The sequence below is a fragment of the Marisediminicola sp. UYEF4 genome (genome assembly GCF_040546025.1).
GTDB lineage: Bacteria > Actinomycetota > Actinomycetes > Actinomycetales > Microbacteriaceae > Marisediminicola.
Genome location: NZ_JBEPNA010000017.1, coordinates 16184 through 37850 on the forward strand (window position 1 = coordinate 16184; position 21667 = coordinate 37850).

The following is a 21667-nucleotide window of genomic DNA, read 5'->3' on the forward strand; positions in this document are numbered from 1 at the left end:
CTCAGCTGGCCACGACACAGCGTTTGTGGGCAGCTCGCGAGTGAACTGCGGGTGCGGGTGCGGGTGCGGCTAGCCGACCACGGTCGCCCGGGCGAGCACTCCGCGCACGTCGAGGGTGTCCTGACCCATCTGGGCGATGAGCTTGTCGAGCGAGTCGAACTTGGCCATTCCGCGGATACGGTCGACGAATTCGACGTCGACGATTCTGTCGTAGAGGTCAAGGTCTTCGTCGAGCACGTGCGCCTCGACCTGGCGCTCCGGCACACCCTCGAACGTCGGGTTGTTGCCGATCGAGATCGCGGCCGGCATCGTCACGCCGTCGACGGTGAGGCGTCCGGCGTAGACGCCGTCTGCGGGGATGAACCCCTCGAGCTGAGGTGACAGGTTCGCCGTCGGGTAGCCGAGCGCGCGTCCTCGCCGCTGGCCGTGCACGACCATGGAGCGCACCGAGGGGGGCCGCCCGAGCAGGCGGCCGGCTTCCGCGACGTCGCCGTCGGCGAGCAGCTCCCGGATGCGAGTGGACGAGACGCGGCCGTCGCCGTGGTCGAGACGCGGCTCGAGCTGCCGCACGTCGAAGCCGAGCTCGGCGCCGAGGCGGGTGAGCAGCGCGAAGTCTCCCTTGCCTCCCGCGCCGAAGCGGGTGCCGGGCCCGACGAGCACGACCCGCGCGTCGAGGGCGACGACGAGCACCCGGCGCACGAACTCCTCCCCGGTCATCGAGCTGAGCGCCGGGGTGAAGGGCAGCTGCACCAGGGTGCGGAGCCCGGTGCGCTCGAACAGCTCGCGCTTCTGGTCATTGCTCGCGATCGCGTCGGGGCAGCGCTCGGGGGCGAGGAGGCTGAGCGGATTGCGGTCGAAGGTGATCGCCGCCGCCTCCAGCCCGCGCTCGTGAGCGACCGAGAGGAGCGCGTCAAGCACGTGCCGGTGCCCGACATGCATGCCGTCGAACTTGCCGAAGGTCACCGCGGTGGGCCCGAAGCCGGCCGGAATGGAGTCGAGTGAGTCGAAGAATCGCATGGTCTAACGTCGCGGGCCCGCGACGCCCTCCTCGATCTGTCGCTGTTTCGACGGGCGCCGCTGATTCAGCCAGACGAGACCGAGCACGGGGAGGACGAGCGGGATGAAGATGTAGCCGCGGCCGAAGTACGACCACACCGTGTCGGCGGGGAACAGCACCGGGTCGACCACGCTGAGGGTTCCGACGACGAGCACGCCGAGCAGTTCGAACCCGATCGTGGCCCACGCGATCGCGTACCAGCGGGGGCCGCGCGCGACAAGGGCGATCGTCGCGACCACGTAGACGACCGCCGCGACGGCAGAGAGCACATAGGCGATCGGTGCGGTGTCGAACTTCGTCAGAATCTGGAAAACAGAGCGGCCTGTCGCGGCGAGGGCGAGGATCGCGTATACGACAACGAGGACCCGGCCGATGCCGGGCGTGCGAGGAGGACCTGTCTGAACCATCATCATCAAGATTAGGCCAAACGGCAGGGTCCGTCCTCCGGGCGCGGTGGGCGTCAGGCCAGCTGCACGAACCAGATCTCATTCATGCGGTACAGCATCACCGCGATCGACAGGCAGGTGACCCCGAGCACGACGGTGCTCCACCGGTTCCGCTCGACGAGGGCCCACAGCCCCGCGAGCGGGGGCAGGATGATCGCCGACACGAGGTACAGGTAGAACTCGAGCAGGCTGCCGGTCGGCACATTGCCCACGAGCGGCGCGGTGAGCGAGACGACGAGCTGGGCGAGCAGCATCAGCTCCACGAGGAGCGTCGCGCCCAGGGTGAGGTCGGCTGGGGTGCGACCGGCGAGCCCCAGGCCCAGGCACAGCAAGCCGGCGCCGACGGCGATCCCGACCTGCAGCCAGGTGAACCACTCGATCATGCTGTCACCTCGTCGGTCGGGAAGTTCACGAGCGGCCTGCCCACGCCCGAGTCGATCGTAAGCAGACCCACGAGGCGCCCGCCGGGGGCGAGTGCCGCCACGGGCGCGGCATCCGCCGTGTCGGCGAAGCGGATGCGCTTGCCGTGGGTGAGGTCGATGGCCTGCTGCGCGTCGAGCGCGATCGTGGGAAACAGCGCCGCCGCGGCATCCGCGGGTGAGAGCAGGTGGTCGGCGACGACCATCGTCGCGAGGTCCGCGGCATCCTCGACCCGGAAGGGGCCGATCCGGGTGCGGCGCAGCGCGGTGAGGTGACCGCCGACGCCCAGCGCAGCGCCAAGGTCGCGGGCGAGCGCGCGGATGTAGGTGCCGGAGGAGCACTCGACCCGCACATCGAGGTCGAGGTAGGTGGTGTCGGCGGTGTCGGCGGTCGAGGTCGAGGTCGAGTCAGTCGTGTCCGTACCCGGCGCGGCCCCGCCAGCCACGCGTCGCGTGCCGAGCAGCTCGAAGGCCGACACCGTCACGGCGCGCGAGCGCAGCTCGACGGTCTCACCCGCCCGCACGAGCGCATAGGCGCGCTTGCCGTCAACCTTGATGGCACTCACCGTGCTCGGCACCTGCTCGATGGCGCCCGTGAGCTTCGCGATCTCGGCGACGACCGCCTCCGGGGTGACCGCGTCGATGTCCTCGGTGCTGGCCTGGTCGAGCCGGTCGCCCTCGCGGTCGTCGGTCACCGTCGACGCGCCGAGGCGGATGGTGGCGAGGTACTCCTTGTCGAGCCCGACCACGTAGGTGAGCAGCCGGGTCGAACTATTGATGCCGAGCACGAGCAGGCCCGTCGCCATCGGGTCGAGGGTGCCGGCGTGGCCGACCTTCTTCGTGCCCGCGCGTTTGCGCGTTCGGGAGACCGCGTCGTGGCTCGTGATTCCCGCGGTCTTGTCGACGAGCAGGATGCCGCTGGTGCCGCTCACGAGCCGGCCCGGGTGCGCGCGGTGGCGCGGCGGTGGGAAATGGTCACCATGCCAGAGTACGAGATGCGGGAGCGTCACCCGTGCGCCGTAGGCTGGAGGTCATGAAGGTGGCGGTGATCGGCGCGGGCGCCGTCGGGGGCACCATCGCCGCGCTGTTGGACCGTGCCGGACACGACGTCGAGGTCACCGCCAGGGGCGAGCATCTCGAGGCGATCGCGGAACGCGGCATCCGCCTCACCGGCGCCTGGGGCGAGCACACCGCCCACGTCACGGCATCCGAATCATTGCGCGCTCGTCCCGAGATCGCATTCGTCACGACCAAGGCGCACGACGCCGACGCCGCGGTGCGGGCGGCCGGCGACCTGCTCGACGGTATCCCCGTCGTCATCGTGCAGAACGGGCTCGGCGGCGTCTCGGGCGCGACGAACGCGAATCCGCGGGCCCACGTGGTCGGCGCCCTCGCGCTCTTCGCCGCGTCGTACCTCTCCCCCGGCGACATCGCCGTCACCGCGACCGGGTCCCTGTATCTCGGGCAGGATTCCGCGGGAGCGTCCGACGTCGCAGGGCGGATGCTCGGTGAGGTGCTGCCCGTCGTCGTGACGCGCGACTTCGCCGGCGCCCTCTGGACGAAACTCGTCGTCAACCAGATCAACGCCCTCCCGGCGATCACCGGGATGAGTGCGCAGACGGTCATCGCCGACCGTGCCCTTCGCCGGATCATGACCGACGGCATGCGCGAGACCGTGCGAGTCGCCCTGGCGACGGGCGTGTGGTTCGCGCCGCTGCAGGGCCTCACCCACCGGATCCTGGTCGCCTTCGTGCGGGCACCCTTCGCCATCGCCCAGTTGCTGCCCCTGCTGTTCGCGCGGCGCATGAGCACTGTTCCGAACCCCGGATCGACCCTGCAGAGCATCCGTCGCGGACAGCGCACCGAGGTGGACTACCTCAACGGGGCCGTGGTCGAGGCTGCACGAGCGGCGGGACGCGCTGCACCGGTCAACGCCTCACTCGTCGCCCTCGTGCACGAGGTGGAGGCGAGCGGGCGGTTCCTGACCCCGGCAGAGGTGCACGCGCGGGCCGGGCGCTCGCGGCGCCTCTAGCAGGCGTCGGCGAAGACCCGGCGCGGATGCTCGGCGTCGGCGTTGTCGATGATCGCCACAGCCGCTGCTCGGGGGTGCGCCTCCGACTCGTAGAGGGGGTTGGCGGCGCGGCCGGCGCCGGAGTCGAGCCAGACGGAGTAGTTCCACAGTCCCGCAAGCTCCGGTCGGTTGAGGAAGACCCCATCGACCAGGAGGATCGCGTCGGCCGGGACCGGCTGCGGCTCCTGCTCCGGGGACGACGCCTCGGGCTCGCCGGAGCGGAACGGATGCGCAAGCACTCGGCGGAACGCCTGGTAGTCGAACGCGTCGCGGTAGAGGCCGTCGGGGGCGCTCCCGCGCGCCTCCCGCTCCGGTCGCATGAAATCATCCATGGAGGAGCGCACCACGTGGCTCCCGATCGTGCGGAACGCGGCGGCGAGGTCGTCGGCGAATCGCGCGGTGCCCGCGCTGTCGTCACCATCGACGGCGACGAGGACGCGACCGCGAGAATAGTTGTGCAGAATCTCGGTCGCGAGCGCCTCGAGGGTGTCGGCTCGTGCGGGGGTCCATTTCGCCATGCGCGCCAGCATATGTCAGCACGTCGGGAGCAGACCCGGGCGGCGCGCGGGCGGCATCGCCGGTAGACTCTCTCGAAGGTGAGCTGGGAAGTCTGGTCGGCATTCTCATCGTCGTACCCCCAATCCCCCAGGAGATTCATGGCATCCCGCACTCCCTCGAGCGCCACGCAGAACACCATTCCCGCCCGCGGGAGCTACCGTGAAGCCCTCCGCATCGGCGCCCTCCTCCGGCGGGAGACAGTCGGCGGGATCCTGCTGGTCTTCGCTGCCGCGATCGCCCTGATCTGGGCGAACTCCCCCGCCTCCGACAGCTATTTCGCGCTGCGGGACTTCCGCATCGGCTACGAGCCATGGAAGCTCGAGCTGAGTCTCGGCGCGTGGGCCGCCGACGGGCTGCTCGCAATCTTCTTCTTCCTCATCGGCCTTGAGCTCAAGAAGGAGTTCATAGCCGGCGACCTGCGCACCTTCAACCGCGCCATCGTGCCGGTCGCGGCCGCCGCGGGCGGCGTCGCCGTTCCCGCTCTCATCTACACCGCCGTCAACATCTTCAGCCCGGAATCGCTGCGCGGCTGGGCCATCCCCACGGCCACTGACATCGCGTTCGCCGTCGCGGTGCTCGCGATCGTCGGGTCACACCTGCCCAGCGCCCTGCGCATCTTCCTGCTGACCCTCGCGGTCGTGGACGACCTGATCGCCATCTCGATCATCGCCATCTTCTACTCCGACGACGTGCAGTCCACTCCGCTGCTGCTCGCGCTTATCCCGTTCGCGATCTACACCTTCCTCGCCCAGAAATACCGGCTCTTCTTTGACCGCCGCGTGACGGCAGCGTGGTTGATCCTCCTCCCGATCGGCTTCGTTGTCTGGGCGCTCGTGCACGCGGGCGGAATCCACGCCACCGTCGCCGGCGTGATCCTCGGCTTTGCCGTGCCTGTCCTGCACCGCAAGGCGGGGCGCGCCGACAACAACGGACCCGGCCTGTCGGAGGTCTTCGAGCACCGCTTCCGCCCGCTCTCCGCCGGCTTCGCCGTGCCCGTGTTCGCGTTCTTCTCCGCCGGCGTCACTGTCGGTGGCTGGGACGGACTGGTCGCGGCTGTGACCGACCCCGTGGCCCTCGGCATCATCCTCGGCCTGGTCGTCGGAAAGCCGATCGGCATCGTGGGCACCACCTGGCTCATGTCGAAGATCGCCGGGGTGCGCCTCGACCCCGCACTGCGCTGGATCGACCTGATCGGCGTCGCCATCCTCGCGGGCATCGGATTCACGGTGTCGCTGCTCATCGCCGACCTCAGCTTCACCCCCGACGGCACGACGAACGATCACGCCAAGGTGGGCATCCTGCTCGCCTCCATACTCGCCGCCCTGCTCGCCTCGGTGATCCTTCGGGCGCGGAACCGCGCCTACCGTCGCATCGAGGCCGATGAGGCCGTCGATGCCGACCACGATGGCATCCCCGACGTCTACCAGCAGGATGTCGCCGAGGGCGGGCCGGAGATCGTCCAGGGCGACGACGGTGCAGCCGCCGGGGGCACCCGCTCCTGAGTTTCCGTTCAGGCGGGTTTCGACACGGTCGCTGCGCGACCTGCTCAACCAGCAGCAACCCCGCCGATTGAGCAGGCCGGCCACCAGCAAGTACCCGCCGATTGAGCAGGCTGGCCACGGCCGTGTCGAAATCCAGCACCGGCTTCGACACGGTCGCTGCGCGACCCGCTCAACCAGCAGCGGTCGTCCGCTGTCCTAGATTGGACAGGTGAGCATCGCCCCCGACCTCAACGACTGGTTCCGCGCGAACGCCCGCGACCTGCCGTGGCGCCGACCCGGCTTTACGGCGTGGGGCACCCTAGTGAGCGAGTTCATGCTGCAGCAGACCCCCGTCGTGCGCGTCATCCCCCGGCTGGGCGAGTGGCTCGACCGCTGGCCCACTCCGAGCGCCCTCGCCGCCGTGCCGCCCGGGGACGCCGTTCGGGCCTGGGCGAGCCTGGGCTATCCCCGGCGCGCCCTCAACCTCCACGCGTGCGCCGTCGCGATCGACGACCTCCACGGCGGAGTAGTGCCGGAGGATGTCGACGAGTTGCTCGCGCTGCCAGGGGTCGGGCCGTACACCGCGCGCGCGGTCGCCGTCTTCGCCTACGGCCACCGGCATCCGGTCGTCGACACCAACGTCCGACGCGTGCTCGCGAGGGCCGTCGACGGACAGGGTGAGCCGGCTCCCCCGTCGACCCGGCGCGATCTTGCCGCAATGGACGCCCTGCTGCCGGCGCCGCTCGCCGACGCACTGGTCTTCAACGCCGCGGCCATGGAGCTCGGCGCGACAGTGTGCACCGCACGGGCACCGAAGTGCGACGACTGCCCCATTCGGGATGCATGCGCCTGGCGCGCGGACGGGTATCCGCCCTACCTCGGTGCACGCAAGGCGGTGCAGAAGAGGTTCGAGGGCTCCGACCGGCAGGTTCGCGGGCGTATCCTCGCGGAGCTGCGCGCAGCGGGCGTGCCCGTTCCCGCGGGCGAACTGACCGCGGCCTGGCCCGACGACGCCCAACGGTCGCGCGCGATCGCCGGACTGCTCAGCGATGGTCTCGCCGTGCGGACGGATGCGGGTTACGGCCTACCCGGTCACTGACCGGGTGGGCGGGCGGCGCTCAGCTATTGCTGCTGTCGCTGTCGTCGGGGTCCACTGCGACGGGGTCCACTGCGACGGGGTCCACCGGGTCGAGGTCCACGTCGTCGAGGTCATCCTCGGCATCGAGTTCCTCGCCGATGATGCGCGGCTTCACGTAGGGGTCTTCGTCGCCGGCATACTTCGCGGTCTTCTTGAGGGTCTCGACTTCACGGTCGCGCTTGGTGGCCTCGGCCAGCAGCTCTTCGATGTGCTTGGCATTCTCGGGGATCGCATCTGCGATGAACTGCAGCGAGGGGGTCAGTCGCGAGGTGAGGTTCTTGCCGACCTCGCTGCGCAGCATCCCGGTCGCCGACTTGAGGGCGGCGGCCGAGTCGGCGCGCTCCTCCTCGGAGCCGTAGACGGTGTAAAACACGGAGGCGTGCTGCAGGTCGCCCGTCACCTTCACGTCGGTGATGGTGACGAACCCGATGCGCGGATCCTTGATGCCGCGTTCGAGAGTCTTGGCCACGATCACTTTGATGCGGTCCGCCATTTTTGCGGCGCGTGCCGGATCAGCCATTTCAGTGTTCCTTTGTTCTTCGTGTCGTTCAGTGGTGGTGCCGCCCCACGGCGCGGACGGGCGGGACGGCGGAAGTCGGATCCTCGTGATCGAGCGATCCGTCTCCCGCGCACCCCGCCGCATCCGACGTGTGAGCGATTTCCCGCTTAGACGCGGGGCTTTTCCTTCATTTCGATCGTCTCGATCTCGTCGCCGATCTGGATGTCGTTGAACTTGCCGAGTCCGATACCGGCCTCGAAGTCCGTACGCACCTCGGTGACGTCATCCTTGAAGCGGCGAAGCGACTCGATCGCGAGGTTGTCCCCCACCACGACCCCGTCGCGGATGACCCGCGCCTTGGCGTTGCGGGTGATCGTGCCGGAGCGGACGATGACACCAGCGACGTTTCCGAACTTGGAGGAACGGAACACCTCGCGGATCTCTGCGACACCGGACTGGACTTCCTCGAACTCGGGCTTGAGCATGCCCTTGAGCGAGTTCTCGATGTCCTCGAGGGCGGCGTAGATCACCGAGTAGAAACGCACGTCGACGCCTTCACGAGCGGCGCGCTCGCGCGCCTTCGTGTCGGGCCTGACGTTGAATCCGATGATGATCGCGTTGTCAACGGTGGCGAGGTTGACGTCGCTCTCGGTGACGGCACCGACACCGCGGTGGATGATGCGCAGCTGAACCGAGTCGTCGACGTCGATCTTGAGCAGCGACTCCTCGAGAGCCTCGACGGCACCCGACACGTCACCCTTGATGATGAGGTTGAGCGCGTCGACCTTGCCGTCTTCGAGTGCCTTGGTGAAGTCCTCGAGGCTGATGCGCTTGCGGCTGCGGGCCAAGAGCGCGTTGCGCTCCACGGCTTCGCGCTTTTCAGCGATCTGGCGCGCGGTGCGGTCGTCGTCGGTGACCAGGAACGTGTCACCAGCGCGGGGCACCGAGGTCAGGCCGAGCACGGCGACCGGACGGGCCGGCGTCGCGAACTCGACCGATTCGCCGTTCTCGTCGAACATCGCACGAACGCGCCCATAGGCGGTTCCGGCGACGATGGGGTCTCCGACCTCGAGGGTTCCCGACTGGATGAGCACGGTCGCAACCGCACCACGCCCCTTGTCGAGCTTGGCCTCGATGGCGACTCCACGCGCATCCTTGTTGGGGTTCGCGCGCATGTCGAGTCCGGCGTCGGCGACGAGGAGAACCGCGTCGAGCAGCTCCTTGACACCGGTTCCATTGAGAGCGGAGACGTCGATGAACATCGTCTCGCCTCCGTACTCCTCTGCAACGAGACCGAACTCGGTGAGCTGCTGGCGCACCTTGGCCGGGTTCGCACCCGGCTTGTCGACCTTGTTCACGGCGACGACAATCGGCACGTTCGCGGCCTGGGCGTGGTTGAGCGCCTCGACCGTCTGCGGCATGATTCCGTCGTCGGCCGCGACCACGAGGATCGCGATGTCGGTGACCTGGGCGCCACGGGCCCGCATAGCGGTGAACGCCTCGTGGCCCGGGGTGTCGATGAAGGTGATGGCGCGATCGACGCCCTCGTGCTCGGCGACGATCTGGTACGCACCGATGTGCTGCGTGATGCCACCGGCCTCGCCGGCCACAACATTCGCGTTCCGGATCGAGTCGAGCAGCTTGGTCTTTCCGTGGTCGACGTGACCCATGACGGTGACCACGGGGGGACGGATCTCGAGGTCCTCGTCGTTCTCGTCCTCGAGCTCCTGGTCCAGGTCGAGCGAGAAGCCGAGCAGCAGCTCGCGGTCCTCGTCCTCCGGGGAGACCATCTGGATCTTGAACCCCAGCTCATCGCCGAGGATGTCGAAGGTGGCCTCGTCGAGCGACTCGGTGGCCGTCGCCATCTGGCCGAGGTGGAACAGCACGGTGACCAGGTTGCCGGGGCTCGTGTCGAGCTTGTCGGCGAAGTCGGTGATGGATGCTCCGCGGCGCAGCCGGATGATCGTCGTGCCGTCACCTCGGGGAACGCTCACGCCGCCAAGCGACGGGGCTTCCCTCAGTTCGAATTCGGCTCTCTTCGTCCGCTTCGACTTGCGGGCCTTGCTCTTGCCGCCACCGCGACCGAACGCACCAGCGGTTCCGCCGCCGGGGCCACGGCCACGTCCGCCACCGCCACCGGGGCGGGGCGCACTGAAACCGCCACCGGGAGCACCGGGAGCGCCACCCGGACGCGCGAATCCGCCACCGGCGGGCCGGGCGCCGCCCGCACCTCCGGGGCGCTGGAATCCACCCGCGGCCGCGGGACGCTGGCCGAAGCCGCCCGGACGGGCACCCTGGCCGGGTCCGCCGGGACGCGGTGCGCCCGGACGCGGAGCCGCCGGACGCGGGATTCCGGTCGAGCTCGTCGGGGGACGTGTCTGCATCCCCTGCGCGCTCGCGTACGGGTTGTTGCCCGGACGCGGGGCACCGGGACGCTGCATCCCCTGCGCGCTGGCGAAGGGGTTGTTGCCCGGGCGCGGGGCGCCGGGACGGGGAATGCCGGAACCACCGTCGGCAGATTTCTCGGCGGGAGCATCGGCCGGAGCGGGCTCGGCTACCGGCGCGGCGGGGGACGGTGTGCTCGACGCGGGCACCAACGGTGCCGCTGCAGCGGGGGCTTCGGGCTCGGCGACGACGACGGGTCCTGGAGTCGGTGCGGACGGACGCGGAGCTGCCGGGGCAGCAGGCGCGGCGGCCGGCTTGGCCGGAGCGGTGATGCCGTCGGCCGCGAGCGCGGCCCGAAGCTTGCGTGCTACCGGGGGTTCGATGCTGGACGACGGTCCCTTGACGAACTCGCCCATTTCCTTGAGCTTCTCAAGGGCCTTCTTGCTATCAATACCGAGTTCGCTGGCGATCTCGTGTACGCGTGGTTTAGCCACAATTCTCCTGTCTGGGGCCTTCTCCCTGACAGGAAAAAGCCGTTAGTCGAGTACGGGACTCATTTCGAGCCGCTCATTATTCGTTGCTCATTAGTTGTTCACTGGGCCGTTCAGCCTGTTCTCTAGGGCGCCGTTGCCAGCGCCGATGGCGTGATTGCGTAGTTCCTGTCGGAGTGCGTCCCCGTCGATCATCGCAGCGGGATTCCGAAGCGAACGGCCTATGGCCTTGCGCGTCAGAGCCGTTTCGAGGCAATCAATGGAGGGATGCACCCAAGCGCCTCGGCCGGGAAGCGTCATGGAGTGATCCATAACGATCTCGCCGTCATGTGCCACCAGCCTCAGAAGGGAGGTCGCGGAGGCCCGCTGACGACAGCCGAGGCAGGTTCTTACGTTCTTCATGGTACACCTGACCTGATTGTTTTACGCCGGGCCAACTCAGGACTCGAGAATCGAGTGCGCTTGGATGGCCTTCATTGGTCCGGCCGGCCCAACGATGGCGCGTCGTTCCGTACCGCGCGCGCATCGACGGCTTACGACTCGAGAATGCTATCTGGCTGGATGTCCGACAGCAGTCCGGCCGGCCCAACGCTGGCGCGTCGTTCCGTACCGCGCGCGCATCGACGGCTTACGACTCGAGAATGCTATCTGGCTGGATGTCGATGCGCGCGCCCGTCAGCTTGGCGGCGAGGCGGGCGTTCTGGCCCTCCTTGCCGATCGCGAGCGAGAGCTGGTAGTCCGGCACGAGGGCACGAACGGCCTTGGTCGACTCGTCGATCACGAACGAGGAGGTGACCTTCGCCGGCGATAGCGCGTTGGCGACGAACGTGGCGAGGTTGGGGTGGTAGTCGACGATGTCGATCTTCTCGTTGTTGAGCTCCGCGGTGACGGCACGCACGCGCTGCCCCATCTCGCCGATGCAGGCGCCCTTGGCGTTGACCCCCGGCTCGTTCGCCTTGACGGCGATCTTGGTGCGGTGGCCGGCCTCGCGGGCAAGCGACACGATCTCGACGACGCCGCTCGCGATCTCGGGAACCTCGAGGGCGAACAGCTTGCGGACGAGCGACGGATGCGTGCGCGACACGGTGATCTGCGGGCCCTTGAGCCCGCGGCCGACGGCGGTGACGTACACGCGGATGCGGGCCCCGTGCTTGTACTCCTCGCCGGGAACCTGCTCCTCGGGGGGAAGGATCGCCTCGATGGTGCCGAGGTCGACGTGGATCATCCGAGGATTCGGACCCTGCTGGATGACACCGGCGATGATGTCGCCCTCGCGGCCCTTGAACTCGCCGAGCACATGCTCGTCGGCGATGTCCCGCAAACGCTGGTTGATGACCTGCTTCGCGGCGAACGCCGCGATGCGGCCGAAGTCGCTGGGGCTGTCGACGGCTTCACCGACGACCAGGCCCTCCTCGTCGTACTCGGCCACAAACACGGAGACGTGGCCGGTCTTGCGGTCGAGGTGCACTCGGGCCGGGATGGCGCCGTCGACGGGCTCCGCGGCATCCGTGTGCTTGAGGTAGGCAGTCAGGATCGCCTGCTCGATGATGGCGACCAACTCCTCGAACGGAATTTCGCGCTCGCGCTCAAGGAGCCGCAGCACGCTCAGATCGATGTCCACTGAGGGCCTCCACTATTCAGATAGGAACTCCCGAACAGAACGTGCCCGGGGAAGTCATCACCTAAGTTACCAGTGCATCCGGCCCCGCCGCGCTACCAGGGGCGGTCGGTGAAGGCGCCGCCGGAGTCTTCTCCGCGATTCTGCGCCTCGCGCTCGGCCTTCTCCCCCGCCGCGTCGTCATTTTGCTCGCGCAGCTGCTTGAGCTGCTCTTGCTCGCTGCCCGGCGCGTCGTCCGCCCCGTCGCCGGTCGTCGGCGGCGCGGAGCGGTCGGACTTGGCGTCGAGACGTTCGCTCGCATCCGACAGCTCCTGTCCGGGGTCACGTCCCTCCTGGCTGTTCTGCGGCGCGTTGGGGGGCTCGCACTCGGGTCCGGCCGCCTCGATCACAGCCTTCGCGGTGGCGTACAGGCGGGCGGCTCCGGCCAATTGCCCCTGCTGCGCGTAGCTGTCGCCGAGCAGCTCCCAGCTGAGCGAGAGGTTGACGGCCACGTCGCACCGCTGCGCGTCCGGTGCCTGCGCGAATGCCCGCTCGAGGTCTGTGATCGCGGGGATGGTGTCGCCGGCGGCGGCCCTCGCCGTGCCCCGGTCGAAGTGGGCGATCCACGGTTCGAACTCGTTCCAGTCGAACAGCGGGTCGAGCTGCTCCGCACTCGCGGCATAGCTTCCGCGTTCGTAGCTCTCGAGCGCGGGGCCCGCAGCGCCCTGGAGGCCGAGGAGCTTTCCAGCGAGCATGAGCGCGGCGATCGCGAACGGCACCGACCCGATCAGCAGGATCCAGCGCAGTCGGCGGCGCCCTGGGTCTGCCACGGTCACGAGCGCGCCTCCGCGGCTCGGCCGGAGTTACCGGAACGTGGGCGCGAACGCGCGATCGTGAGGCCCACTGCGGCGAGCTCGCCGAGCGCGAGCAACGCGAGAGGGATGGCGAGAACCCAGTAGAACTCGACGGGGCCGTCGAGGCTGCCGGCCCTCACCGTTGTCGGCCCGACGTCGAGGCCGTCCGCGAACTGCCGTGCCGCTCCGTCGTCGCTGTGCCGGTAGTCAACGCCGAGCTCCCCGGCGATGACGGCCAGGTTCGCCTCGTCGAGCATCGATACGGCGTCGGAGCCGGTGCTCGGATCCTGGATGTAGGCCACCGCGGCAGGGTCGTCATCGGCGGAAAAACCGTCGAACACCCGCATCCGCCCGCCCTCGGGGGTTCCGTAGCCGAGCACCCCTCCCCCGTCGATGAAGTCGGCGATGGCGGCAAACGAGCCGGGAACCTCGGACCGGGTCTGCTCGCCGTCGCCGAGGTAGAACAGCACCCGGGAGCGTTCCGGATGCGCGGCGCGCGCCGTAGCGAGCAGCTCGCCGACAAACTCCACGGGCGCGTCGATGCCGCTCCCGCGCGAGTAGTACGTGATCTCGGACGTCAGAGCCGACGTCGCCGATGCGAGCGCCGTCGCGTCCGTGGTGAGTGGCACGCGCTGCACCATGGTCGAGTCGAAGGTGGTGAGCGAGAACTGGGCTCCGACCAGCTGATCGGATACGGCGGTGATGTCGGCCTTCACGGCGTCGAGCCGGGTGGCGGGCACGTCGCCGTCCGGCTCGATCGCGCCAGCCTCGGCGTCTTCGGCCGCCATGCTGCTCGTCGTGTCGACAACGAAGTACACCTCGAGGCCGCCCGATGCGACCGGCCCGCGGGCCTCGCCGACGATCGAGGGGCGCAGGGAGATGAGGATCAACAGCACCACCATGACCAGCCGCAACGCCCAGCCGAGGCGCTCCCCCGATCGCCGGGCCCGCGCGAGACGCCACAGCACGGCGCCGCCGAGCACCGCACCGAGCACGGCGATGACCGGCACCGGCAGCACGGGAATGAGGTTCATCGCTGCAGCCTCCAGGCGAGGGCAATGAGGCCGGCGAGCCCGAGGAAGGCGAACACGACGGGGAGCGCGGGCTGGTCGGCTTTCACGAGCTGCGGTGCGCCGCGGGAGATGGTGGCCTGCTCGGCGTCAATCCGCTCGACGATGGCGTCGATCGTGCGCGGGTCGTCGATGCCGAAGTAGGAGCCGCCCGTGCCCTCGACGACGCCCTGGAACTCGGCGGCGAAGCGGGCCAGGTACTCCCTGGCGCCCGAATCGCCGGGGTTGATGCCGTAGACGCGGATGCCCGCCTCGCTCGCGAGCTCCCCCGCCTCGGTCAGGGTGAAGATCGATTCGCCGACCGCGAGGTTGTCGGTCGCGAGGATGATCGACCTCGAGCGGTCCGCCTCAGGGGTGTCGAAGCGGAGTGAGCACGCCGCGAGCCCGTCTCCGATGAGCGACGAGCCGTCGCCGAAAAAGGTGCCGTCGAAGTAGGCGATGTCCTCATTCACGAACTGCTCGGTGATCGTGGCGAACTGCTCTCGGATGTAGCCGTAGTCGGAGGTGAGGGGAAAGTAGGTGACCGCGGACGCATTGAACACGACGAGGCTGACGCGCTCACCCTCGAACTCGTCGACGAGCTGCCCGAACACCTCGACGAGCTCGGTGTCGTACTCGACCATCGACCCCGACACGTCGAGGCACAGCACGATGTCGCGATTGCTGAGCTGCGGGTAGACGATGCTCGTCGCGACGGGACGGGACGCGAGGGTCACCCCGGCCACGAGCACGATCGCGGCGAGCGCGCCGAAGGCCAGCAGCAAGGCCCGATAGCGCGCGAGAGCCGTGCGGTAGCCCGGCAGCGCGGTCAGGCGGTCAGAGTGCGCGATTGCGCGCCCGCCGACTGACCGGCGGCGGCCCCGCCGGTAGACGAGCACCACAACACCGGCCGCCACCGCCGCAAGCAGCGCCCAGAGCATGGGCATCCACCAGTAGATCAGCTCCACGAGTACACCATTCGTCTGGCGACCTCGGCGGCGTCACGAACGCTACCGCGCTCGACCGCCTCGAATTCGCCAGGGTACAGCTGTGCGACGGCGTCGCTGAGCGGGGTGTCGCGGCCTTCGCGCAGCTCGGCGAGCGTCATGTGCGGGGCGCGGATGCCGCTCGACTCGTACGCGAACAGACGCAGCAACAGGCTCAGCCGCTGATGCGCCGCGCGCACGCTGAGCTCACCTCCGAGGTGGGCGGTCTCGACCTCGGAGATGAGCACCTCGTACTTGCCGCGCAGGGCCGGCACGTCCACCGGCATCCAGCTCACATCGACCTCGGGCTCCTCGACCCGCGCCTGGCGGGTGAGAAGCGGCACGACGATGTAGAACGCCGCGAGCACGAGCAGGATCACGACCGCGAGCGCCGCCCAGAGCGGCGAGTAGGCCACGGGCGGGAAGAAGCCGTTACCGCCGGGCATGCCGGTGCCCCTCGAGCAGGCGGAACAGGCCGGGAACGACCTCGGCCTCTGCCTCGACCCGACCGCTGCTGATCGCGAGCGAGTCGAACAGCTCGTCGGCGGCGGCCATCCTGGCCCGGGCCGCCTCGGCGAACTCGGCCCGCAGGTGCCGCTGGGATCTCACGGCCCTCGGCAGCTCGGCCCCGTCGGCGACGTCGTACATGTCGCCGGACGTCCAGTCGGCGCGGGTCGGGTCGGCGTCGCCGACCGTCAGCCAGAGTATCTCGTGCTGCACCGAAAGGCGCCGCAGGAGCCGCTGCTGCACCTGGTCGATCACCCGGTCGTCGGCGATCACGACGAGGATCATCCGGCGCCGGAAGCTCCGCGCGACGTACGCCAGCTGCGTGCTCAGGTCGCTGCGGCCCGAGCCGAGCGTCGTGCGCGCCGCCATCAGCTGGAGCAGGCGCTCGAGGTGCGCGTCGGTCGACTCGGGGCGGCGGTACTCTGTCTGCTCGGCGTCCCCCGCGAGGATCGCGACGAGGTCGCCGTGCCGGGCGGCGAGATAGCCGACCACGCCGGCGGCCAGGATCGCGATGTCGATCTTGTGCTCACCACTCGCGGCCACCGCCGCCATGTTTCGCCCGGTGTCGGTGACGAGAAGCACGGTGTGCTTGCGCGAGGCGATGTAGCGCCTGGTCATCGGCGTCCCCATTCGGGCCGTCGCCTTCCAGTCGATGTCCTTGACCTCGTCGCCGGGCACATAGTGGCGCAGGTCGTCGAACTCGATGCTGCGCCCGTGGAAAACCGAGGTGTACTCGCCCTCGAGCATCCCGCGCACCTTGCGGTGAGCGTGGATCGACAGTCGCGTCTTAACCTTGCGCAGCAGACTCGTCATGGTCGCGCGGGTCAGGGGGCCTGCACGGCGGCGAAGACCGCGTCGATGATCGTCTCGGCGGCAATGTCGTCGGCGATCGCCTCGAAGTTCAGGATGATGCGGTGCCGCAGCACGACGTGGCGCAGTTCCTTCACATCGTCCGGGATCACGTGGTCGCGCCCCTTCAGCAGGGCGAGGGCGCGCGCCGCCTTGCTGAACGCGATGCTCGCGCGGGGGCTCGCGCCGTAGTCGATACAGTCGGCGAGGTCGGCGGCGATGTAGGTCGCGGCGTGCCGGGTCACGTACACGGCCGAGACGATGTAATTCGTGATCGCCGGGTCGAGGTAAACGCGCTTCGCGGCATCCTGCAGGAACAGCACGTCGTCGAGCTGAACCGAGCCGTGCGCCGTCGGCCGGTCGAATACGCCGTCCTGGATGCGGTCGAGGATCTCGACCTCCTCGGAGAAGTCGGGGTAGTCGAGCACCTCCTTGAGCAGGAAACGATCCAGCTGAGCCTCAGGCAGGTGGTAGGTGCCCTCCTGCTCGATCGGGTTCTGCGTCGCGAGCACGAGGAACGGGTTCGGGAGCTCGTGGATGACGCCGCCGATAGTGGTCTGCCGCTCCTGCATGGCCTCGAGCATCGCGCTCTGGGTCTTCGCGCTCGAGCGGTTGATCTCGTCGAGCAGCACGAAATTCGCGTGCACCGGGCCGAGCTGGGTCTCAAAGCTCGACTTGGCGTAGTCGAAGATCTGGGTGCCGATGATGTCGCTGGGGAGCAGGTCGGGGGTGCACTGGATGCGCTTGAAGCTCGCGTGCACCGCATCGGCGAGTGCCTCCGCCGCGGTCGTCTTCGCGAGGCCGGGCACCGACTCGAGCAGGATGTGACCGCCGGTCATGAGTGCGATCAGCAGGCTCGTGCGGAGCCCCTTCTGCCCGACGACCTTCTCGTCGTACGACGACGTCACCGTCGTCAGGATCGACGTCGCCCTCTCGAGTTCGTCGGGGCTGATCCGGATGCGGGGCGCGTCAGTCACGTTCTCTTTCTTCGGCCAGTCGAAGGTTACGGCGCGAGGACCGCGGCGATCGAGTCAATCGCAACCGACTGGCGGTCTCCTGTGCGACGGTCCCAGAGTTCGACGTTGCCCTCTGCGGCGCCGCGCCCCACGATCACGATCGTCGGAACACCGAGCAGCTCGGCGTCGCCGAACTTGACGCCGGCCGACACCTTGGGCCGGTCGTCGAGCAGAACGTCCTTGCCGCGCGCCTCGAGTTCGGCGGCGATGGCCTCGGCGACCGCGTGAATCCCGGCCTCCTTCGTCGCGGCGATCACGAGCACGTCGTAGGGGCTGACGTTGGCGGGCCAGATGAGACCCTTCGCATCGTTGTTCGCCTCGGCGATCACGGCGAGGATGCGGGTGACGCCGATGCCGTACGAGCCCATCGTGACGGTGACGAGCTTGCCGTTCTCGTCAAGCACATTGAGTCCGAGGGCCTCCGCGTACTTGCGGCCGAGCTGGAAGACGTGGCCGATCTCCATGCCGCGGGCTGTCTCGATCGGGCCGGAGCCGTCGGGGGCGAGGTCGCCCTCGCGCACCTCGGCGACCTCGAGGAAGCCATCGGCGGAGAAGTCGCGACCGGCGACGAGGCCGAAGACATGCTTCTGGTCGATGTTCGCTCCGGTGACCCACTGGGTGCCGTCGACGATGCGCGGGTCGAGGAAGAAGCGGATGCCCGTGGACGACGCCGGCGCGTGGCCGGCGGGGGCCTCGGCATCCGGCGTGCGGGGCTCGTTCGACTTGCCCGACTTGGACTTCGGCGCCTCGGCGACGACGCCGCGGCCGAGCACCGCTCCGTCGGCCGACCACGGGCCGATGTAGCCCTTGACGAGCTGCGGTTCTCTGGCGAAGTCGGCTGCGGTGGCCGCTTCGACCTCGGCCGGGGCGAACGCGACCTCGATGCGCTTGAGGTCGACCTCGCGGTCGCCGGGCAGCCCGATCGAGATGAGCTCACGACTGCCGTCGAGGTGGCTGAGGGCGAGCACGACGACCTTGAGGGTGTCGGCGGCGCTCCACTCGCGGCCGTCGGGGCGCGGGTGGCTCGCGTTGGCAAGGTCGACGAGGCTCTGGATGGTCGGCGTGTTCGGGGAATCGAATACTTCCGGGGCGGGGAAACCGGAGTGGTCGATCGCCGCGGGCACGATCGTGCGGAAGGCCTCGACGTTGGCGGCGTAGCCGCCTCCGGTGCGCACGAAGGTGTCCTCGCCGATCGGGGTCGGGTGCAGGAACTCCTCGCTGCGCGAGCCGCCCATCGCACCGGCATCCGCCTGCACGATCACGTAGTCGAGGCCGAGGCGCTGGAAGATGCGCTCGTACGCGTCGCGCTGAGCCTGGTAGCTCGCGTCGAGGCCGGCGTCGGTGTAATCGAAGGAGTAGGCGTCCTTCATCGAGAATTCGCGGCCGCGGAGGAGGCCCGCGCGGGGGCGCGCCTCGTCGCGGTACTTGTCCTGGATCTGGTAGATCGACAGCGGGAGGTCCTTGTAGGAGCCGTAGAGGTCCTTGACGAGCAGCGTGAAGACCTCTTCGTGGGTCGGCGCGAGCAGGTAGTCGGCGCCGTGCCGGTCCTTGAGGCGGAAGACGCCGTCGCCGTATTCGGTCCAGCGCCCGGTGATCTCGTACGGCTCGCGCGGCAGCAGTGCCGGGAAGTGCACCTCCTGGGCGCCGATGCCGTCCATCTCCTCGCGGATGACCGCCTCGATCTTGCGGCGCACCTTCAGGCCGAGCGGCAGCCAGGCGAAGACGCCCGGGGCCTGGCGGCGGATGTATCCGGCACGCACGAGCAGGCGGTGACTGGTCACATCCGCGTCGGACGGGTCTTCACGGAGAGTGCGGACGAAGAGCTGAGAGAGGCGAGTTGGCACAACCGCAATGATACCGCCGAGGTTCGGGTGGCTCGTGCGGTGCGGTGCGGGCAGCCGGTGCCGCCACCTGCGCCGTCGTGCGCCGCGCATCGCGCCGAATGTGCCTCCCCGCGCCCGGTGTGCCCGCTGCTGCAGCCACTCTCGGCGTCAACAGGCACACTCGGTGCTGTCACGCCCCGACTACACCCCTGTGGTGGTCATTCGCCCGTGATTGAGCGCAACACACGGGCAACGTGGCCGCGGGCAGCGGTCGCCCCAAAAGCGCGGGTCACACGAGCCGACGCGGCCCCAGAGGCTAGACCGTAACGACCTCGGGCGAACCGATCGCGCCCGGCGGCATCTCGGCGGCAAGCCGATTGGCCTCTTCGATGAGAGTCGCAACGATGTCGGCCTCCGGCACGGTCTTGATGACCTCGCCCTTGACGAAGATCTGGCCGCGACCGTTGCCGCTCGCCACTCCGAGGTCGGCCTCGCGGGCCTCGCCCGGTCCGTTCACGACGCAGCCCATGACGGCGACGCGCAACGGAACCGTCATACCCTCGAGGCCGTCGGTGACGTCGTTGGCCAGCTTGTAGACATCCACTTGGGCGCGTCCGCAGCTCGGGCAGGAGACGATCTCGAGCTTACGCTCGCGGAGGCCGAGCGACTGCAGGATCTGCAGCCCGACCTTCACCTCCTGGGCGGGCGGCGCCGAGAGCGACACGCGGATGGTGTCGCCGATGCCCTCGCCGAGCAGGATGCCGAAGGCGGTCGCCGACTTGATCGTGCCCTGGAACTCGGGGCCGGCCTCGGTCACGCCGAGATGCAGCGGCCAGTCGCCGCGCTCGGCGAGCAGGCGATATGCCTTGACCATGGTGACGGGGTCGTTGTGCTTGACGGAGATCTTGAAGTCGTGGAAGTCGTGCTCTTCGAACAGGCTCGCCTCCCACACGGCGCTCTCGACGAGCGCCTCGGGGGTGGCCTTGCCGTACTTCTGCAGCAGGCTGGGCTCGAGCGAGCCGGCGTTGACGCCGATGCGGATGCTGACGCCGGCGGCCTTCGCTGCGGCGGCGATCTTGCCGACCTGGTCGTCGAACTTGCGGATGTTGCCCGGGTTCACCCGCACCGCGCCGACGCCGGCGTCGATCGCGCTGAAGACGTAGCGGGGCTGGAAGTGGATGTCGGCGATCACGGGGATCTGGCTCTTGCCGGCGATGATGTGGAGCACGTCCGCGTCGTCCTGGTGCGGGACGGCGACGCGCACGATGTCGCATCCGCTCGCCGTCAGCTCCGCGATCTGCTGCAGGGTCGCGTTGATGTTGGTGGTCTGCGTCGTGGTCATCGACTGCACGCTGACCCTGGCGTCACCGCCGACCTTGACCTTGCCGACCGAGATCTGGCGGGTCTTGCGACGCGGGGCGAGGGTGGACGGGACTTTGGGCATTCCCAGATTGACTGCAGGCACCCGCCTAGCTTACGACGCGGGCGAGGGGACAAGCTGGAAGAGTCGGGTACGGATGGACTCGTTGGGTGGATTGACGAGGCACATCACGATCCGTCGCCTCCGCGTGCCGCGCGTCCGGCCGCGCCGAGTGTGCCTATCCGCGACGAGTGTGCCTATTCGAACGGGCACTCTCGTCGCGTTGGGGCACACTCGGCACGCAGCGACCCGAGGGTGGCGAATGTGCCCGTTGGCGCCCAGTGTGCCCGTTTGGGTGCCCCCAACGCGGAGGTGGCTGGCGGCGCGCCAGCGGCGCCGAGTGTGCCCGTTAGCGCCGAGCGTGCTCGTTCCAACGGGCACTTTCGTCGCGTTGGGGCACAGTCGGCACGCACTCTCTGCGCGGAGGTGGCCGCCGCGAGTCGGCGGCGCCGAGTGTGCCTGTACGAACGGCGGCTCGAGCCCTTCGACGGGCTGAACCCGCCCCGGGCCACGACCTAGATTGAGGTCCGAAGCCGCGCTCAGCGCACCATTCTGATGTCCCGAACGCCGCCGAAGTCCTCATCGATCTTCTCGGCGCCGTCCGGCGAGAACCCGTTCCGCGCGTAGAAGGCGTGGGCGCGCGGGTTGTCCGCCAGCACCCAGAGGGATGCGCCTCGGCCGCCGAGCGCGGCATCGAGGAGCAGCTGTCCCCGCCCCGAGCCGTGGTGCGCCGCGAGCAGGTAGATGGCACCGACCTCGAGGGTCCGCACCGGGGGCTCGTCGCGCGACGGGCCGGTGCACGCGAATCCGACGATCTGCCCGTCGAGGATCGCCACCCATACCGTGCCCGATTCCGCCGCGATGATCTGGTTCCACATCCGGGTTCTGGCGCTGGCGGGGAAGCTCTCGATGACGCCGTCGGGGAACTTTCCCGAATAGGTCTCGATGTGCGCCAGGTAATGGACGCGGCCAATCTCGTCCGCGTCGCCGATCAAGGCCTGCCGCACGGAGCCGGCCACCT

21 protein-coding genes are annotated in these 21667 nt (G+C 69.0%); 3 read left to right on the forward strand and 18 right to left on the reverse strand.

Annotation, left to right across the window (positions count from 1 at the left end; translation table 11 throughout):
- Positions 1–69: 69 nt before the first annotated feature.
- The 4 genes from ABIB15_RS12995 to truB are packed head-to-tail and all read right to left on the reverse strand — an operon-like array spanning position 70 to position 2854.
- Positions 70–1017 (reverse strand): bifunctional riboflavin kinase/FAD synthetase, encoded by a 948-nt coding sequence (locus tag ABIB15_RS12995; protein ID WP_354479355.1) that lies wholly within the window; start codon positions 1015–1017, stop codon positions 70–72.
- Positions 1018–1020: 3 nt separating this feature from the next.
- Positions 1021–1464, reverse strand: coding sequence for a hypothetical protein (locus ABIB15_RS13000; protein WP_354479358.1), 444 nt, complete (start codon positions 1462–1464; stop codon positions 1021–1023).
- A gap of 53 nt (positions 1465–1517) precedes the next feature.
- Positions 1518–1886 carry a hypothetical protein gene (locus tag ABIB15_RS13005; protein WP_354479361.1) on the reverse strand — a complete coding sequence of 123 codons (369 nt, stop codon included), beginning with the start codon at positions 1884–1886 and terminating at the stop codon, positions 1518–1520.
- Positions 1883–2854: a tRNA pseudouridine(55) synthase TruB gene (gene truB, locus ABIB15_RS13010; protein ID WP_354479364.1), complete on the reverse strand. Its 972-nt coding sequence runs from the start codon at positions 2852–2854 to the stop codon at positions 1883–1885. Before truB ends, ABIB15_RS13005 begins: the two co-directional genes overlap by 4 nt.
- Before the next feature lie 101 nt (positions 2855–2955).
- Between truB and ABIB15_RS13015 the strand changes: the two genes are divergently transcribed.
- Entirely contained in the window at positions 2956–3954 is a 999-nt protein-coding gene (locus ABIB15_RS13015) for a ketopantoate reductase family protein (protein ID WP_354479367.1), read from the forward strand.
- On the opposite strand, the gene ABIB15_RS13020 is transcribed toward ABIB15_RS13015, so the two are convergent.
- Positions 3951–4511: a nucleoside/nucleotide kinase family protein gene (locus tag ABIB15_RS13020; RefSeq protein WP_354479370.1), complete on the reverse strand. Its 561-nt coding sequence runs from the start codon at positions 4509–4511 to the stop codon at positions 3951–3953. The two genes, ABIB15_RS13015 and ABIB15_RS13020, sit on opposite strands and share 4 nt — an antisense overlap.
- 138 nt (positions 4512–4649) lie before the next feature.
- On the opposite strand from ABIB15_RS13020, the gene nhaA reads away from it, so the two are divergent.
- Both nhaA and ABIB15_RS13030 read left to right on the forward strand, forming a co-directional pair.
- Positions 4650–6053, forward strand: coding sequence for a Na+/H+ antiporter NhaA (gene nhaA, locus ABIB15_RS13025; RefSeq protein WP_354479373.1), 1404 nt, complete (start codon positions 4650–4652; stop codon positions 6051–6053).
- Between the two features lie 199 nt (positions 6054–6252).
- Positions 6253–7131 carry an iron-sulfur binding domain-containing protein gene (locus ABIB15_RS13030; RefSeq protein WP_354479469.1) on the forward strand — a complete coding sequence of 293 codons (879 nt, stop codon included), beginning with the start codon at positions 6253–6255 and terminating at the stop codon, positions 7129–7131.
- A gap of 19 nt (positions 7132–7150) precedes the next feature.
- Here ABIB15_RS13030 and rbfA read toward each other — a convergent pair whose 3' ends face one another.
- The 13 genes from rbfA to ABIB15_RS13095 all read right to left on the reverse strand — a co-directional run bounded on the left by rbfA (position 7151) and on the right by ABIB15_RS13095 (position 21665).
- On the reverse strand, positions 7151–7690 hold the full coding sequence (gene rbfA / locus ABIB15_RS13035) for a 30S ribosome-binding factor RbfA (protein ID WP_354479376.1): 540 nt from the start codon (positions 7688–7690) through the stop codon (positions 7151–7153).
- A 146-nt stretch (positions 7691–7836) separates the two neighbouring features.
- On the reverse strand, positions 7837–10548 hold the full coding sequence (gene infB, locus ABIB15_RS13040; protein WP_354479379.1) for a translation initiation factor IF-2: 2712 nt from the start codon (positions 10546–10548) through the stop codon (positions 7837–7839).
- Between the two features lie 90 nt (positions 10549–10638).
- On the reverse strand, positions 10639–10947 hold the full coding sequence (locus ABIB15_RS13045) for a YlxR family protein (RefSeq protein WP_354479382.1): 309 nt from the start codon (positions 10945–10947) through the stop codon (positions 10639–10641).
- A gap of 226 nt (positions 10948–11173) precedes the next feature.
- Positions 11174–12166 carry a transcription termination factor NusA gene (gene nusA / locus ABIB15_RS13050; protein ID WP_354479385.1) on the reverse strand — a complete coding sequence of 331 codons (993 nt, stop codon included), beginning with the start codon at positions 12164–12166 and terminating at the stop codon, positions 11174–11176.
- A gap of 92 nt (positions 12167–12258) precedes the next feature.
- Positions 12259–12978: a hypothetical protein gene (locus tag ABIB15_RS13055; RefSeq protein ID WP_354479388.1), complete on the reverse strand. Its 720-nt coding sequence runs from the start codon at positions 12976–12978 to the stop codon at positions 12259–12261.
- Complete coding sequence (locus ABIB15_RS13060; RefSeq protein ID WP_354479390.1) at positions 12975–14030, reverse strand: vWA domain-containing protein; 1056 nt, start codon at positions 14028–14030, stop codon at positions 12975–12977. The genes ABIB15_RS13055 and ABIB15_RS13060 overlap by 4 nt, the downstream gene beginning before the upstream one ends.
- Complete coding sequence (locus tag ABIB15_RS13065) at positions 14027–15013, reverse strand: vWA domain-containing protein (RefSeq protein ID WP_354479393.1); 987 nt, start codon at positions 15011–15013, stop codon at positions 14027–14029. The genes ABIB15_RS13060 and ABIB15_RS13065 overlap by 4 nt, the downstream gene beginning before the upstream one ends.
- Positions 15004–15477 (reverse strand): hypothetical protein, encoded by a 474-nt coding sequence (locus tag ABIB15_RS13070; RefSeq protein WP_354479395.1) that lies wholly within the window; start codon positions 15475–15477, stop codon positions 15004–15006. The genes ABIB15_RS13065 and ABIB15_RS13070 overlap by 10 nt, the downstream gene beginning before the upstream one ends.
- The gene (locus ABIB15_RS13075) at positions 15464–16351 is read right to left on the reverse strand and encodes a DUF58 domain-containing protein (protein ID WP_354479396.1); all 888 of its coding nucleotides are present in this window, start codon (positions 16349–16351) and stop codon (positions 15464–15466) included. Before ABIB15_RS13075 ends, ABIB15_RS13070 begins: the two co-directional genes overlap by 14 nt.
- 11 nt (positions 16352–16362) lie before the next feature.
- Positions 16363–17364 (reverse strand): AAA family ATPase, encoded by a 1002-nt coding sequence (locus tag ABIB15_RS13080; RefSeq protein ID WP_354479399.1) that lies wholly within the window; start codon positions 17362–17364, stop codon positions 16363–16365.
- Between the two features lie 26 nt (positions 17365–17390).
- Positions 17391–19247, reverse strand: coding sequence for a proline--tRNA ligase (locus ABIB15_RS13085; protein WP_354479402.1), 1857 nt, complete (start codon positions 19245–19247; stop codon positions 17391–17393).
- Between the two features lie 295 nt (positions 19248–19542).
- Positions 19543–20691: a flavodoxin-dependent (E)-4-hydroxy-3-methylbut-2-enyl-diphosphate synthase gene (gene ispG / locus ABIB15_RS13090; RefSeq protein WP_354479404.1), complete on the reverse strand. Its 1149-nt coding sequence runs from the start codon at positions 20689–20691 to the stop codon at positions 19543–19545.
- 494 nt (positions 20692–21185) lie between these two features.
- Positions 21186–21665 carry a GNAT family N-acetyltransferase gene (locus ABIB15_RS13095; protein WP_354479406.1) on the reverse strand — a complete coding sequence of 160 codons (480 nt, stop codon included), beginning with the start codon at positions 21663–21665 and terminating at the stop codon, positions 21186–21188.
- Positions 21666–21667: the final 2 nt, after the last annotated feature.

Bases quoted from the DNA above. Each gene is read 5' to 3' on its own strand.
- ABIB15_RS13000 (WP_354479358.1), bottom strand. From the start codon at position 1,464: ATGGTTCAGACAGGTCCTCCTCGCACGCCCGGCATCGGCCGGGTCCTC.
- ABIB15_RS13060 (WP_354479390.1), bottom strand. From the start codon at position 14,030: ATGAACCTCATTCCCGTGCTGCCGGTGCCGGTCATCGCCGTGCTCGGT.
- ABIB15_RS13070 (WP_354479395.1), bottom strand. From the start codon at position 15,477: ATGCCCGGCGGTAACGGCTTCTTCCCGCCCGTGGCCTACTCGCCGCTC.
- ABIB15_RS13075 (WP_354479396.1), bottom strand. From the start codon at position 16,351: ATGACGAGTCTGCTGCGCAAGGTTAAGACGCGACTGTCGATCCACGCT.
- ABIB15_RS13015 (WP_354479367.1), top strand. From the start codon at position 2,956: ATGAAGGTGGCGGTGATCGGCGCGGGCGCCGTCGGGGGCACCATCGCC.
- rbfA (WP_354479376.1), bottom strand. From the start codon at position 7,690: ATGGCTGATCCGGCACGCGCCGCAAAAATGGCGGACCGCATCAAAGTG.
- ABIB15_RS13045 (WP_354479382.1), bottom strand. From the start codon at position 10,947: ATGAAGAACGTAAGAACCTGCCTCGGCTGTCGTCAGCGGGCCTCCGCG.
- ABIB15_RS13005 (WP_354479361.1), bottom strand. From the start codon at position 1,886: ATGATCGAGTGGTTCACCTGGCTGCAGGTCGGGATCGCCGTCGGCGCC.
- nhaA (WP_354479373.1), top strand. From the start codon at position 4,650: ATGGCATCCCGCACTCCCTCGAGCGCCACGCAGAACACCATTCCCGCC.
- ABIB15_RS13020 (WP_354479370.1), bottom strand. From the start codon at position 4,511: ATGGCGAAATGGACCCCCGCACGAGCCGACACCCTCGAGGCGCTCGCG.
- ABIB15_RS12995 (WP_354479355.1), bottom strand. From the start codon at position 1,017: ATGCGATTCTTCGACTCACTCGACTCCATTCCGGCCGGCTTCGGGCCC.